General features: G+C 44.0%; 12 protein-coding genes. 5 read left to right on the top strand and 7 right to left on the bottom strand.

Annotation, left to right across the window (positions count from 1 at the left end; genetic code table 11):
* Nucleotides 1–102: 102 nt before the first annotated feature.
* The 3 genes from ACXAGV_RS11770 to ACXAGV_RS11760 all read right to left on the bottom strand — a co-directional run bounded on the left by ACXAGV_RS11770 (nucleotide 103) and on the right by ACXAGV_RS11760 (nucleotide 4726).
* Nucleotides 103–1455, bottom strand: a complete 1353-nt coding sequence (locus tag ACXAGV_RS11770; RefSeq protein WP_474873422.1) for a sensor histidine kinase — start codon at nucleotides 1453–1455, stop codon at nucleotides 103–105.
* Nucleotides 1452–2981 carry a DUF3369 domain-containing protein gene (locus ACXAGV_RS11765; protein ID WP_474873421.1) on the bottom strand — a complete coding sequence of 510 codons (1530 nt, stop codon included), beginning with the start codon at nucleotides 2979–2981 and terminating at the stop codon, nucleotides 1452–1454. The genes ACXAGV_RS11770 and ACXAGV_RS11765 overlap by 4 nt, the downstream gene beginning before the upstream one ends.
* 242 nt (nucleotides 2982–3223) lie before the next feature.
* Nucleotides 3224–4726 (bottom strand): catalase, encoded by a 1503-nt coding sequence (locus ACXAGV_RS11760; protein ID WP_474873420.1) that lies wholly within the window; start codon nucleotides 4724–4726, stop codon nucleotides 3224–3226.
* A 228-nt stretch (nucleotides 4727–4954) separates the two neighbouring features.
* Here ACXAGV_RS11760 and ACXAGV_RS11755 point away from each other — a divergent pair, with 228 nt between their 5' ends.
* Both ACXAGV_RS11755 and ACXAGV_RS11750 read left to right on the top strand, forming a co-directional pair.
* Nucleotides 4955–5626: a nitroreductase gene (locus tag ACXAGV_RS11755; protein WP_474873419.1), complete on the top strand. Its 672-nt coding sequence runs from the start codon at nucleotides 4955–4957 to the stop codon at nucleotides 5624–5626.
* Nucleotides 5627–5729: 103 nt separating this feature from the next.
* Nucleotides 5730–6386, top strand: a complete 657-nt coding sequence (locus ACXAGV_RS11750) for an NADPH-dependent FMN reductase (protein WP_474873418.1) — start codon at nucleotides 5730–5732, stop codon at nucleotides 6384–6386.
* A 180-nt stretch (nucleotides 6387–6566) separates the two neighbouring features.
* On the opposite strand, the gene ACXAGV_RS11745 is transcribed toward ACXAGV_RS11750, so the two are convergent.
* The 3 genes from ACXAGV_RS11745 to ACXAGV_RS11735 all read right to left on the bottom strand — a co-directional run bounded on the left by ACXAGV_RS11745 (nucleotide 6567) and on the right by ACXAGV_RS11735 (nucleotide 9807).
* Entirely contained in the window at nucleotides 6567–7673 is a 1107-nt protein-coding gene (locus ACXAGV_RS11745) for an NADH:flavin oxidoreductase/NADH oxidase (RefSeq protein WP_474873417.1), read from the bottom strand.
* Between the two features lie 98 nt (nucleotides 7674–7771).
* Nucleotides 7772–8926 (bottom strand): iron-containing alcohol dehydrogenase, encoded by a 1155-nt coding sequence (locus tag ACXAGV_RS11740; protein WP_474873416.1) that lies wholly within the window; start codon nucleotides 8924–8926, stop codon nucleotides 7772–7774.
* Nucleotides 8927–8940: 14 nt separating this feature from the next.
* Nucleotides 8941–9807, bottom strand: coding sequence for a type 1 glutamine amidotransferase domain-containing protein (locus tag ACXAGV_RS11735; protein WP_474873415.1), 867 nt, complete (start codon nucleotides 9805–9807; stop codon nucleotides 8941–8943).
* 109 nt (nucleotides 9808–9916) lie between these two features.
* Between ACXAGV_RS11735 and ACXAGV_RS11730 the strand changes: the two genes are divergently transcribed.
* Nucleotides 9917–10825: a LysR family transcriptional regulator gene (locus ACXAGV_RS11730; RefSeq protein ID WP_474873414.1), complete on the top strand. Its 909-nt coding sequence runs from the start codon at nucleotides 9917–9919 to the stop codon at nucleotides 10823–10825.
* A 75-nt stretch (nucleotides 10826–10900) separates the two neighbouring features.
* On the opposite strand, the gene ACXAGV_RS11725 is transcribed toward ACXAGV_RS11730, so the two are convergent.
* On the bottom strand, nucleotides 10901–11305 hold the full coding sequence (locus ACXAGV_RS11725; protein WP_474873413.1) for a type 2 periplasmic-binding domain-containing protein: 405 nt from the start codon (nucleotides 11303–11305) through the stop codon (nucleotides 10901–10903).
* Nucleotides 11306–11476: 171 nt separating this feature from the next.
* On the opposite strand from ACXAGV_RS11725, the gene ACXAGV_RS11720 reads away from it, so the two are divergent.
* Together ACXAGV_RS11720 and ACXAGV_RS11715 are read left to right on the top strand one after the other, a co-directional pair.
* On the top strand, nucleotides 11477–11728 hold the full coding sequence (locus ACXAGV_RS11720; protein ID WP_474873412.1) for a hypothetical protein: 252 nt from the start codon (nucleotides 11477–11479) through the stop codon (nucleotides 11726–11728).
* A 232-nt stretch (nucleotides 11729–11960) separates the two neighbouring features.
* Entirely contained in the window at nucleotides 11961–13880 is a 1920-nt protein-coding gene (locus tag ACXAGV_RS11715) for a methyl-accepting chemotaxis protein (RefSeq protein WP_474873411.1), read from the top strand.
* Nucleotides 13881–14142: the final 262 nt, after the last annotated feature.

Raw genomic sequence — 14142 nt, 5'->3', positions numbered from 1 at the left:
CTTATGTGAGGTTTTTGAACTGTCGTAAGCGCGACATTTAAACCATGGCGCGCTTTCAAATTTATCTTGGGAAGATAAATGGTTTATACAGGAACAACTACACTAGCTTTCAACGGGTATACAAACTGTAATTGTGGTTCCTTCACCAGGCGACGATACCAAATCAATCTCACCGTTAAATTTCTGTCGAACAAGATTGTATAAAATGTTTAAGCCTAAACCCGTACCACCTTTATCGCGGGCCGTTGTATAAAAAGGCTCAAATACTTTTTTATGAAGTTCTGCAGGAATGCCTTTTCCGTTGTCTTGAACGCTTATTACAATACCTTTTTCATTTTTGCCGCAGGTTACGGCAACTTTATTCACTTCATTATTTACTGATGGGTCAAAGGCGTGACGCTGAGCGTTCGATATTAAATTCGTTAATAGTTGAGCAATAATGCCCGGACATGTCGTGATAACTAAATCAGAGGGCACATCAATGCTAAGCTCGATTTGCTCTTTGCGAAGCATAGGCTTCAATGGATTACAAACCCTAGGGATATATTCATCTAGCGTGATTTCTTCAATTTCTAGTGAGGTTTGGTCCGCAGAGGTTCGCTTAAAATCTTGTACTAAGTTTGCGGCCCGCATTAAGCTGGCTTCCGCTAGTGATAAACCCTCAGAACATATCTCTTCAAAGTCTTTAAAACCCTCTTCTGTTAACTCGCCATTCTCGAAATCTTGATAAATACTTTTGAGCTCTTCCTTGCAGTTACTTACCGAGGTAAGTGCAATGCCCAATGGCGTATTAACTTCGTGAGCAATACCTGCTACCAAGTTGCCTAAGGCTGCCATTTTCTCTGATTCAACAAGCTTTTCTTGGGCAGCCTCAAGTTCGGTAGTGCGATCTATGACTTTTTGTTCAAGATTCTGGTTTGCTTCTATAAGCTGTTGCTCATAGTCAGCACGCTCGTTAGCACTTACCGCACGCCCGTAAAGATCGGCAAGCGATGCAGCAAAAACCATTTCATCGTCAAGCCATTGTCGAGCCTTGCCCTGGTGCTCACAACATATTATCCCAATCATCTTTCCGCGGTGGCGAATAGGCACATCCAGCATAGAGCTTATACCCAGAGGCGTTAAATACACTTCAGCAAACTCAAAAGTTGCAACATCAGTTATCGCATCGTGGGCAGCAATTGTTCTACCTGAGTCGAGCGCTTCAAAATAGTGGGGAAAATCCTTTCGGGTTAGCACTAAGCTCTCGTTATCGAGATCGTTTCCTTTGTCTATAAGTAGTGTGCATTGCACTAGCGTTTGGTTTTCGTCATATAACCAAATGCCTGCCCGAGTAATTTCCAAACCTTCGCACATAGAGTTGATAATAAGTCTTGAAGCAACATCCAGTTCGCCTTTATCAATGTCAGGGCTTTGGCTAACGCGCAGTAAAATTAACTCTAATTTCTCTTTCATTCATCTTCGTCCGGTTCTGTTGCACGGATTTCTAATATTCTGTCGAAGTGCTCTAGCATTATATGGGTAATTAACGGGTCGAATTGTTTACCTGCATTCTCTTGAAGATAAGCTTTAACCTCATCAACGCTCCATGCAGGTTTGTAGCACCGTTTGGATAGAAGGGCGTCGACAACGTCAACAATCGCCATAATACGGCCTTCCACTGGTATATTGTCGCCAGCCAAGCCGTCAGGGTAGCCTTTACCGTCCCAGCGTTCGTGGTGCGTTTTGGCAATAATTGCGCCCATTTTGGCGACAATACGGCCAGAATCTGCAAGTAGTTCGTAACCTTTTTGAGCGTGGGTTTTCATTATTTCCCACTCATCGGGGTCGAGTTTCCCGGGTTTATGCAATATGGATTCGGGTATGCTAATTTTGCCTACATCATGAAGGGCCGCAGAGTAGCGGATGGTTTCAATAAACTCTTTGCTCATATGCAGCTTTTCAGCAAGAAACTCTGTCATTAGGATAACGCGTCTTACGTGCCCCCCGGTTTCTTTACTGCGCATTTCAATGGCATCGCTAAGCACCATGATCAGTTCTTTCTGCGTTTTTTGTATATCTTCTTTTTGTGTAAGGTTTTGGAAAATTACCGCCACGTTAGATGCAAACATTTCTAATGTCTTTCGTTGCATTTCATCTAGAGGCTGGTCGAGTTTAACGTATAAAATATTATGGCTGTCTTCACCAGTGGGGTAATAACCAATAAATACGTTATCGCTTTGGTAGTGCGCTTTTTTGGCCAGAACGCTTTTAACTTGTTCTTCAATCGATTCGGGAATACGGGTCGAAATACCGGGTTCACAAAGTCCAATAAGGTCTCCGCTTGCACCCAAAACTGTCATGCTGGTGTCGCCATATAAATCGGTGTGCTGTGTTGAAAGGTAAAGCACTGAGTTGTTTAAATTAAGAAGGGTGAGCGTTTGTTTCAGAACAGCGGTACCAAATTGCGCTAGTGACTGACTTGCTAAAACAGAGGATGATGATTTCAGTACATCTTCCATACCCCGTTTGCCTTTTTCGATAGTTTGTATATCGCGATAAGAGCGAATCGCCGTATAAACGCATGATTTTAATTTTAGCGAGGAGAGTTCTGTCTTGGCTTTATAGTCATTAATGTCATAACGTCTGATAACATCCTCTTCAGGGGCTTGCCCTGGCTGGCCTGTTCGCAATATTAATCGAGTGACGTGATTTTTGAGGTCGTTGCGAATAGCATCTACTAGCTTTAAGCCGGCATCGTCGGTTTCCATTACTACATCAACAAACGCAAGTGCGATATCAGGATTAGCCTTCAACAGCGCTAAGCCTTCTTCTCCACTGTAAGCTGATAAAAACTCTACACCACGCTTTTCAAAACTAAATTTGCGTAGAGTTAATTTGGTAACCTCGTGGACGCCTTCTTCATCATCGATAATGGCTATTTTCCATGGGGCTAAACGAGGGGTGTTTTGTTCAATTTTTGACTTTTTGAATAATGACATACACAGCGCTAAAAACAATTGTATGGTTTAAACGTAAGCCACAAAATACAATATCGCAAATTTGCGAGATAAGATTTGTTCTAAAGTTGAATGGTGTGGATTTGTTGACAAAACTCTACTGTTGGATTACCGAGATAGGATTGAACCAATAAAGGTTTGTTGACATTGCCCGGCTGCGAACCAAGTTGATACCCTCAATAGATACCAACTTGGAGATATAGTTTAAATCACTAGAAGCAGGTTTAGTTGTCTTCAATAGGTGTATTTTCGGTAATAGGTACCGTGTTTACATCAGTGTCCAAGCTTTCTACTGCATTTTGTACGCCTGCAGCGTAATCTGGATGAACTTTTTCTAACACAGCGTACCAGCGTTCTTTAACGCTATCAGAGCATGGGCCCATAGCTGCAGCATAGTTTTTATAAAGCCGTTCTTTTTGTTCATCAGAAAACATCTCGTACAGCTTACGCGGTTGCACATAATCGACATCAACATCATCTTGATGATATCTGTCGGCATCACCATCAATACGAAGTGGTGGCTCTTTTACGGAAAAGTCTGCGACTGGGCCTTCATGTTGGTTTGGCTCATAATAAGCGTCTGGGTTACCGAAATCATTGGTAAAGAAGCGCATAGCGCCGTCTTTATGATAGTGGTTTACTTTGCTATTTTTGGGCGCATTAGCAGGTAGTGCTTCATAGTGCGTGCCCAAGCGGTAGCGGTGTGCGTCGGCATACGAAAAAATACGTGCTTGAAGCATTTTGTCGGGACTAAAGCCAATGCCCGGCACAACGTTCGACGGGCTGAATGCCGCGTTCTCAATCATCTGGAAATAGTTTTCTGGATTTTTGTTCATTTCTAACTCGCCGACTTCTATCAGCGGGTAATCGTCGTGCGGCCAAACCTTGGTTAGGTCAAAAGGGTTATAGCTTTGCTGTCCGGCTTCCTCTTCTGGCATAGCCTGAATGTACAGCTTCCATTTAGGAAAGTTACCTTCTTCTATGGCGTTGTACAGCTCTTCCTGATATTTCTCACGGGTACTGCCAATGATCTTTTCAGAGGTCTCATTGGTGTAGTTTTTGATGCCTTGCTGCGTTTTGAAGTGAAATTTCACCCAGTGACGTTTGCCGTCTTTGTTCCACATGCTAAAGGTGTGACTGCCATAGCCATTCATATGCATAGGAGACACGGGAATACCGCGATCAGACATTAAAATAGTGACTTGATGAACGCTTTCTGGCTGTGCGGCCCAAAAGTCGAACATAGCTTCCGGCGAGCGTAAATTGGTTTTCGGGTGACGTTTTTGCGTGCGGATAAAGTCAGGGAATTTGTATCCATCGCGAATGAAGAAGATAGGGGTGTTGTTACCTACCATGTCCCAGTTGCCTTGCTCAGTGTAAAACTTCAGGCTAAAGCCGCGTACATCCCGCTCGGTATCAGCTGCACCAGACTCGCCCGCTACTGTTGACCAGCGGCTAAGTACTTCAGTTTGCTTACCAACTTCTGAAAATAAATCGGCGCAAGTGTAATCGGTAATGTCGTGAGTGACCGTAAATGTGCCTTGTGCTCCCCAGCCTTTGGCGTGTACCACGCGCTCTGGAATGCGTTCACGGTTCTGGTGGGCTAACTTTTCAATGAGCTGATAATCTTGTAAAAGGGCGGGGCCACGCTCTCCGGCCGTTTTAGTGGTTTCGTTACTTACTACAGGGGCGCCTGCCGACGTAGTTAATTGCGGTTTCTTAGCCATTATAAAACTCCTTTCATATGCTTTTTTTAAAGCCAAACGTCCATAAACATCATGTGCGCTTGACTCATGATATGCTTTTGCTACGGGTTGCTTTATGAAAGGGTTTACAACTTTCTATATATATCTATAAAAACAATCAATCTTAATAAGCATGCCTGCCTATTGATGACATATCTTCTCGTGTTTACTCTAAATCAACAGTTCTAATAACCGCGTTTAAGGAAGTGTATGAATTTTGCGGAGTTTGCAGCATCAAGAAAAAGTGTTCGAGGGTTTACTAAGCAGCCGGTAACAAAGGAAACAGTAGACGCCATTATTAACGCAGCGAAGTGGGCGCCGTCGTCATACAATACGCAAACGTGGAAAATCCATGCGGTGACTGGTGATGTGTTAGATAAAATTCGCGAGGGTAATACCAAAAACACATTGGAAGGTAAGCCTCACGTTCGAGACTTTCCTTATAAAGAGGACTACGAGGGTATTCATCGTCAGCGTCAAATTGATGTAGCTATACAGTTATTCGATGTAATGGGCATAGCCCGTGAAGACAAAGAAAAGCGTATGGATTGGATGATGCGCGGTTTCCGTCAGTTTGATGCACCGGTTTCTTTGGTGCTGACCTACGATAAGTCATTAGAGCCTGCTGGCATAACGCAATTTGGCTTGGGCTCTTTGGCCTACGGTATTGTTCTTGCTGCTTGGGATTTAGGGCTTGGCTGCGTAATAAATGGGCAGGGGATAATGCAGTCAGACGTGGTACATAAGTACGCTAACATCCCTGATGATGAAGCCATTATGATTTGTATAGCACTAGGTTATCCAGACCCTGATTTTCCCGCAAACGATGTTCGCTCGACTCGCGCCGATAACGAAGAATTTGTCACTTATCACGGCTTTTAGTGTATTGACCTTATGCTGCATGCTCGCAATAGCGCAACGGTTGTACTTTTTTACGAGAATTACTAGCCTGTTACGCAAACAGCCCTAATAAGGAGCATGCGAAATGAAATTCTTAATTTTTCTAGGTACCGTACGAGACAGTACGCCACCTAGGCCAGCAAGGTTAGGCCTTCGAGTCGCCAAAGCCATATTGAATTGGGGCAAAGACAATATGGCTGAACACGAATTTGAACTGATAGATCCTTTAGATTATTCAACCGGTGAAGTGTTCAAGCCTCACTTTGCTTATGTCCAAGGGAAAGCGCCCGAAGCGTTATCAACGCTGGCTGAAAAAATAGAATCTGCTGACGGGTATGTAATGGTAAGCCCCGAATATAACCACTCAATGAGTCCCGCGTTAGCGCATTTACTTAATCATTTTGGTAGTTCTTTATATTCATTCAAACCCAGCGTAATTGCCACTTATTCAGCAGGACAGTGGGGCGGTATGCGCGCGGCCGTTGGGATGCGAACCTTTCTGTCGGAGCTTGGTTGCCTGCCTGTTTCTGCAATGATCCATGTGCCCCATGCACAAGATGCATTTGATGAGGAAGGTTGTGCAAGCAGTGAAAAAGAAGAAAGCTGGAAAGCTTATTTTGGAAGGGCGCTAAGTCAGATGCAGTGGTGGTCTGAAGCGGCATTAAATCACCGTCAAAATAAAGACCCTTTCGAATTGTCAAAAGTGTTTAAATCATCGCCTACGCAAAGAAATATATCGTGATGAGGCGGTGGAAATCGTTTGTTGCTTCTCTTATTGACAACACTTAGATGGCAGCATACCCAGTGTGATTTTATCGCTTCAGTGCCTACAAAAGCGAGCAAGAAAACCGTGTTAAATTAAGCGAAGCGCTTATAAAAAAACAGCATAACTCAGTGGGTATGCTGTTTTTAAAATTAATAATTATCTTTCATCTGATGGCGCGTAACGCTCCAACCAGTGTGCGTAAGGCGCAGGCATTACCCACGACGGTTTCTCAACGCCAAGCTGGTTTGCAGCAAAGTAAGTCCAATGTGGGTTGGTAAGGTGCATTCTGCCTACCATTACTACATCGAGCTGTTCATTTTTAACGGTGTCGTTTGCAAGTTCCGGTGTATCTACACCCCAAGCGGTAGCTACGGGAATACCTGCTTCATCACGAACGCGCTTAGCAATAGGTGCTAGGAAAGCGGGCCCCCATGGGATGTTCGCATCGGGCGTATTGAAACCTACGCTAACACTTACAAAATCAGCGCCAATTTCTTTGAACTGCTTTATAAGCTCAATAGACTCGCTAAGTGTTTGCTCGTCTTCACCATCGTATTCAATAACGCCAAAGCGCACAGTCAACGGCAGGTTCTCTGGCCATACTTTACGCACAGCGCCGAGTGTCTCAAGCAAGAAGCGTCCGCGACCTTGTGCATCACCGCCGTATTCGTCGGTGCGTTTATTAGCGTGTTTCGAGAAAAAGCTTTGAGCTAGATAACCGTGAGCAAAGTGAAGTTCAAGCCATTCATAGCCAGCTTCAAGGGCTCGCTCTGCGCCTTTTACAAAATCATTCTTTACACGTTCGATATCGGCTTTAGACATTTCCGTTGGGGTAACAGGTAAATGTGCGCCAAAGGCTTCTGCCGACGGACCAATTGGCTGCCAACCTTTTTCTTCGGTAGGCTGGATATGATCATCGCCTTCCCACGGGCGGTTAGCACTGGCTTTGCGACCGGCATGAGCTATTTGAATACCTGCTACAGCGCCTTGGCTTTTTATGCGATCAGCGATGTTTTTCAAGCCGTCTATGTGTTCGTCTTTCCAAATGCCTAAACAATTTGGCGTTATGCGACCTTCCGGAGAGACCGCTGTTGCTTCAACAATGACAAGTCCTGCACCGCCTCGTGCAAATGATTGGTAGTTAGCTTCATGCCACTGATTAGTAAAACCGTCTTCTGCGGAGTACTGACACATAGGGGGCACGGCAATACGATTGCGAAGGGTCACGTCTTTCAATGAAAACTGTTCAAATAGTGCAGTCATATTTCTCTCTAATAAATTAAGAATAACAAGTACCCAGCCAATGCTAGGTACTTAATTGTTCAACATGCATATGTATTTAGTACCATATGCAACTTGGTTTATGCCGCTAAGGTTAAAATTTCGCGAGCTTTTGCCAGGTCGATATCGCCATGCTCACCAAGGGCCGTTAACCCGTTGCGTTCTAGGTTCGAAATTAGACCGTCAATTGCCGACTTCTCAATGTTGTAGTCTGACAAACGGGTTTTCACCTGCATGGTTTCGAAAAAGTCTTGTACGGCTTTAATGGTCAAGTCGATAGCCTTTTCTTTGTCATCTTCTTGAATACCAAATACGCGCTCGCCTAGCTGCAGAATTTTTTCCTGTTTCTTGTCGCGCTGCACAAACATTAGTGATGGCAATACGATTGCTAGGGTTACAGCGTGATCTAAACCGTGTAATGCAGTGAGTTCATGGCCAATCATGTGGGTGCCCCAGTCTTGTGGTACACCTTTGCCGATTAGCCCATTTAGCGCCATGGTTGCTGACCACATAACGTTCGCGCGCACATCATAATCTTCAGGTGTCGCTAGCGCTTTAGGGCCTTCTTGAACTAAGGTTTGTAAAATACCTTCTGCAAAGCGGTCTTGAAGCGGTGCATTTACTGGGTAAGTCAAGTACTGCTCAATGACATGTACGAATGCATCGACCACACCATTAGAAACCTGACGAGGCGGAAGTGAATACGTGAACTCAGGGTCAAGCACAGCAAATACAGGCTGTACTGTTTCCGATGAAAACGCGCGTTTTTGTGACGTTTCTTTTTTGTTTACTACCGAGTTGCCGTTGCTCTCAGAGCCTGTTGCTGGCAATGTAAGCACTGCACCAATAGGTAACGGGTTTTCAAACGCTGCGCCTTTAACAAGTATGTCCCACGGATCGCCTTCAAAGTTAGCGGCTGCAGCAACAAACTTTGCGCCGTCAATAACACTTCCGCCGCCAACAGCAAGAATGAAGTTCACGTCATTTTCACGGGCTACATTCACTGCTTTCATGAGTGTTTCAAATTCAGGGTTTGGTTCAACGCCCTGAAACTCAATAACATCGGCGCCTTCTAGCGCGGTATTTACTTTATCGTAAATACCATTTTTCTTAATTGAGCCGCCGCCATACAAGAAGAGGACTTTTGCTTGTTCCGGCAAACGTGAAGACACTTCACTTAGTTGTCCTTTGCCGAACAAAATTTCGGTTTGATTTTTAAATGTAAAATTAAGCATCGTGTTGCCTGTCCTTAATTAGTTTGTGAATTTAGCTGTTGTAAAAGCTTCTCAGCTAACAGCTCGTCAGAAAATGGGTTTTGGCCAGTAATAAGTTCACGGTCTACTACTACATTCGGTGCCCACATTTCTTTGTATTCCATGTTTCCACCCGCTTGCGCCATTGCGTCTGCTGGGTAATATAATAAAGTTGCATCGTCTAAGGTGCTTTCAAAATATTCTTCTTCCGGCGTCGAGAAGATTGTCATTTTGTAGCCTTCATAAATCCAACTGTCAGATGTGGCTTGCTCACCTGATTTCAATGCTAGTTCGAATGCCTTTGGGTTAGATTGCCCAGAAAGTAAGGCGATTGGACCATGGCAGATCGCAGCAGTGGGTTTTCCTTCACTATGAAAGTGAGACAAAATCTCGCCTACCTGAGGGTTGTTTGCTAAGTCGATAAGTGGCGCGTGCCCACCTGGAATAAATACACCCTCAAACTCATCAAGGCCATCTGCAATAACTTCGCTTAGTGACAATGTGTCATTAATACCATCTATCGACGCAACAAACGTTTGAATATCTCTCATTTGTGATTCGCCGCCATCAAAGTATTGTGGAATAACAGACTTTTTATCTACTGCAGGCGCATTACCTTTTGGTGTTGCCAATACTAGCTTGTAGCCGGCATCTACCAATGCCTTTGCCGGCACGCCAAACTCGTTAAGGTAGTAACCTGTAGGCTCTGTTTTGCCCTTTGCCAGCTGCATTACATTTTCGCTTGAAAGTAGAACAAGCACTTCGCCTTTACTGGCTTTTGATGACTGAGCGTCGGCTGCATACGCCGACTGTGATAAGCCAGCAATGATCGCTAGTGATAGAATTGATGATGATTTCGTCATTTGCTTTTCCTGTCGCATTAGAAAGTGAGTGCATCTTAGAGTTGTTGGTTTAAAAGCAGAAGTCAGATAAATTATGATGAGTCATCAAAAATCTGATGGGTGGAGAATTATGTCTTACCTAACACAGCTAAAAACCTTTGTAGAAGTTTATCGAAGCGGCAACATCACACGTGCAGCAGCGCGGCTTCATATGTCTCAGCCAGCAGTAACCTCACATATTCAGGCAATGGAACATATTGTCGGTAAAGAATTGTTTGTGCGAAAAGCGAGAGGCGTAGAGCCAACGGCGATTGCTGATGATTTAGCGCTACAGGTAGCTAGCCACATAGATACATTGGAACAAAAAGTAGCGTCTATCCGAAGCCGAGCATCAACGGATCACGGCACCTTACACTTAGCGGGGCCTGCGGAATATTTGAGTTTTGTTGCGGGTCCAGCGCTGGCCAACTTGCTTCAAGCCGATAAAGTAAACTTGGTTATCCACACGGGTAATAAAAATAGCACTTATCAACTGTTAGAAGGTGACGTTGCTGAACTTGCCATTACCGCTTCTGAGCCAACAGACGCCATGTACGAATATCAGATGTTAGATAAAGAGCGGTTGATATTGGTGATGAACCGGGTTCAAGGTAAATTACTTGCTGATAAAGAGATAACGGCGTCGGTATTGAACCAGCACAAAGTGGTGAGCTATGACGAGCAACTACCGCTTATTCGCCGGTATTTTTCAGAAGTGTTCAATGCACCATGCGAATCACCTGTAGCTGCAATATGTCCAGATATTCGTGCAATCAGCAGCATTCTTAAAGCAGGGATAGGCTATTCGGTATTACCTGATTACCTTTGCAAAGAAGCGATTGCTAAAGGTGAGCTCGTCTCACTTGGAAAGAGTGGGCCTGAAAACGAAATCTATCTGGTATGGAAAAAAGGCGCGTTGCGACACCCTAGGGTCGACTTTGCAAAAGACGTAATAATGGCTTTTGCGAACATTAACTACCTTGCCAGCTATCCTGACTAGCAGCTTTGGTTCAGTGCGCCATATAAGCAGGGCTTGTCGCACTGAACTCCAAATAGGCTTATTGAGATGATGAAATTAAAATGTACCAACAACTTTAACTTGGCCGTCGACTTTATTCTCGTCAATGAAACCAATTGTGTTCGGGTTAGTTGCAACTAACTTTAACATCTCGTCTTCCGTTGCAATCATTTCAGGTGGAGTGCCACGGCCGGTAAATACAAGCTTCGACCAAAATGCAGAGTATTGAGATTCTGACTTTCCTAATACACTGTTGTTAAAAGCGTCTCTAGCAGTATTGCCCTGCTCAAAGGTGAGTGGGATTGCGCGGCTGCCATCTGGAAATGCTTTTACTTTCCCTAGATATATTTTTTTTACCGTGTCGATATCTATACCCGAGTTGTTGCTAGCATTAACAATTACGGCGGTACCCGCATAAAGTGGTGCCGATAGAATAAAAAACAGAGCTGCAATTATCTTCATTGATATTACCTTCGAGAGTTACTCTGCATAATGAGTTACCTGTGTATTTATACTTAAATGCAGAGTTATTGTTACCATAGGGCACATCACCCTTTGTGAAGTATAACCAAGATTTACCATTTGTCGCACTTCAACAAAAGATGAATTTTTAAATGGAGAACAAAAATATTCATGGCGAAACCTAATGCAAAAGGACCGATCAGAACCGTGCAGATTTATTGCGCTAAATGTAAGTTCCAACTTTTTAAGTATCGAAAAGGAGGGAAAGGCGCGCTGGTGAAGTGTTTCAAAGAACGCATTGTTGAAGATTACACTAATGAAGAAGGGGTTTGTTCCTCCTGTAATGCTCAGTTTGCCAGAAGAGCAATGATTCGGGGCGTTCCCGCGCTTAAAATAGTGGGCGGTAAAGTGCATATGAAGTGAGATTGCGACAAGATTTCAAAAAAGGTGTCGTAACGTACAAATAAAGTCACTATTTTTGTTTTTTCGGAAATTTTTGAAAAATTAATCGTTTGGGCAATTTGCACTGACACAAAAATTGCCTAAATTTATAAAATAACTCGTGAGCCCGCTAAAACGAAAAGGCTAGCGTGTAGGGTGTGGATCGAAAGTCAAAGGAGTGAGTTATTACCTAACTGTTAACCTGAGAAGTTGCATGTCCATTCAAAGAAAATTTCTGTTCTCGGTTTCTGCAGTCATTGCCTTGTTCGCACTGATTGTAGCAATTATCACTGTGGTAACTACGTCGTCGTCTATTTCTGAGCTTGTTAAAGAGCAGAAGAAAAACACTGCCGACCGCTTAGTCAACATTCTAACTGTGACCGACGCCATTATGCTTGAGCGAGTTAAAAACAGTATGGCGCTACTGATGCAGCGAGGAGAAGCCTTAGGTGCTCCCAATCAGGGTGACTACATCAATGTAAAAGCAACACAGGCACTAGAGTTAAGGCTGGGGAATGCTGCGCAAGCCAACGATTTTGAATTAGTTGACGGACTAACCAGTGTTATGGGAGGTACAGCAACGCTTTTCAGTAAAACCGGAGATGATTACATCCGAGTGAGCACAAACGTCATTAAAAATGGCGAGCGAGCAATTGGCACTAAATTAGCTCCGTCAGGAAAAGCGATTCGGAAAATAAACCAACAGCAAGCTTACTACGGTGCGGTGGATATTCTAGGTAGCCCCTATCTGACAGGTTATGAGCCTATGTTCGACGCAAGCGGGCAAGTGATAGGTATATGGTATGTGGGATATTCAGCAGACCTTAACGTTCTAGAGCAAGCGATTAATCAGAGTCATGTTTTAGAGAATGGATTCGTAGCGCTTAGAGACGGCAAGGGTAACATTCGCATGCATTCATCGCATGTTAACGATGCGCAAGTCACCGAAGCATTGAATCAAAATGAAGATTGGATTGTAGAAGTGGTGCCTTTTTCTAAATGGGGCTATGACATCATATTAGCTGCGTCAGCTTCCGAGAAAGCAGCGATGGTTAGCAGTTCGGTGATAACTGTAGTGCTTAAAATTGTGCTGGCCAGCGGGGGGATTTTGCTCACTGTTTGGTTATTAGTGAAATATATCGTTGGAAAACCACTCGATGAGTTTATTGGTGTAGTAAACAACCTTTCAACGGGTGAAGGCGATCTTACTTTTCGCTTTGAGGCAAATCGCAGTGACGAGTTTGGAACCATGGCTAAAGCTTTTAACGGTTTACTTGCTCAACTACAACAAACACTTCAAAGCGTGGATGAAGCCACCGATAATATGTTAGCAAAATCAGAAGCACTGAATACTACTGCAATGAGTTCTAAGGAGACCGTTTCGAAGCTTAGCCAAGAGACCGAATCCATCGACAACGCGATTACGATGATGCAGCAAAACGTACAAAGTGTCTCTACTACTATAAGAAGCTCGAGTGACGCCGCTAGTGCTGCTGATACAGATACAAGAACCAGCGTGACCGTTTTGTCTGAAACTATCAAAGATATCCAATCGCAAGCGAATGACCTCGACGCATCAGTGGAAGTAATCAATGAACTAGCACAGGCCAGCGAGGAAATCAGCGGCGTTATGGAAGTCATTAGAAACATTGCAGAGCAAACAAACTTACTTGCACTCAACGCGGCAATTGAAGCGGCCAGAGCAGGCGAACAGGGGCGGGGCTTCGCTGTGGTTGCAGATGAAGTGCGTTCACTAGCTAGTCGTACGCAGGCTTCCACGGAAGAGATCCGCATTATGATAGAAAGGCTACAGCAAGGAAGCCGTATTGCTTCTGAAAAAATGCAACTAAACAAAGAAACCGCGTTTAAGACCGTGGAAACCACTAAGCACGCAGGTGAGTCGTTAAACCAAGCGCTAGAGGCTGTCGCTAGAATCACTGCGCTAAATGAGGACGCCGCTAATTTGGCAGAAGGACAAACTTCAGTTGCTGCCGATGTAAACAGAGGGGTGAGCAGTATCCAGCAGGTAGGCCAAGCCAATACAAACTACGCTAAAGAGGTCGTTGATAATTGTGAAGCACTAGTGCAGCAAATAAAGACCATGCAAATGCAATTGCGCCGCTATCAGTTCTAAATTCCCATTCGAGGGAAAAACCATTATTCAGAGAAAACGCTGTAAAAACTGTTTTCCTGCAAATCCGTAAGCGACAAAGAGGCATCATTAATCAAAGTAAGTCAGTGCGTCTAATGTCCATCACAGAACTAAAGAGTGCTTTATAGGTGCTCTTTTTTTGTGCATTTAAATTGTAACATGCGCAAGATTACAGCATGGAAATGTTTCAAAACTGAAACATTTTAATAATGTTACAAATTAGCTTTTCCTGTACCAAAGTTTA

The organism is Alteromonas sp. ABH4_453, assembly GCF_056160665.1.
Note: the sequence above shows the minus strand (reverse complement) of the source record. Positions and strands in the feature narration are given on the sequence as shown.

Excerpts from the sequence above, each read along its gene's own strand:
- ACXAGV_RS11725 (WP_474873413.1), bottom strand. The coding sequence starts at position 11,305 with ATGAAGATAATTGCAGCTCTGTTTTTTATTCTATCGGCACCACTTTAT.
- ACXAGV_RS11740 (WP_474873416.1), bottom strand. The coding sequence starts at position 8,926 with ATGCTTAATTTTACATTTAAAAATCAAACCGAAATTTTGTTCGGCAAA.
- ACXAGV_RS11765 (WP_474873421.1), bottom strand. The coding sequence starts at position 2,981 with ATGTCATTATTCAAAAAGTCAAAAATTGAACAAAACACCCCTCGTTTA.
- ACXAGV_RS11755 (WP_474873419.1), top strand. The coding sequence starts at position 4,955 with ATGAATTTTGCGGAGTTTGCAGCATCAAGAAAAAGTGTTCGAGGGTTT.
- ACXAGV_RS11730 (WP_474873414.1), top strand. The coding sequence starts at position 9,917 with ATGTCTTACCTAACACAGCTAAAAACCTTTGTAGAAGTTTATCGAAGC.
- ACXAGV_RS11770 (WP_474873422.1), bottom strand. The coding sequence starts at position 1,455 with ATGAAAGAGAAATTAGAGTTAATTTTACTGCGCGTTAGCCAAAGCCCT.
- ACXAGV_RS11715 (WP_474873411.1), top strand. The coding sequence starts at position 11,961 with ATGTCCATTCAAAGAAAATTTCTGTTCTCGGTTTCTGCAGTCATTGCC.
- ACXAGV_RS11760 (WP_474873420.1), bottom strand. The coding sequence starts at position 4,726 with ATGGCTAAGAAACCGCAATTAACTACGTCGGCAGGCGCCCCTGTAGTA.
- ACXAGV_RS11735 (WP_474873415.1), bottom strand. The coding sequence starts at position 9,807 with ATGACGAAATCATCATCAATTCTATCACTAGCGATCATTGCTGGCTTA.
- ACXAGV_RS11745 (WP_474873417.1), bottom strand. The coding sequence starts at position 7,673 with ATGACTGCACTATTTGAACAGTTTTCATTGAAAGACGTGACCCTTCGC.
- ACXAGV_RS11750 (WP_474873418.1), top strand. The coding sequence starts at position 5,730 with ATGAAATTCTTAATTTTTCTAGGTACCGTACGAGACAGTACGCCACCT.
- ACXAGV_RS11720 (WP_474873412.1), top strand. The coding sequence starts at position 11,477 with ATGGCGAAACCTAATGCAAAAGGACCGATCAGAACCGTGCAGATTTAT.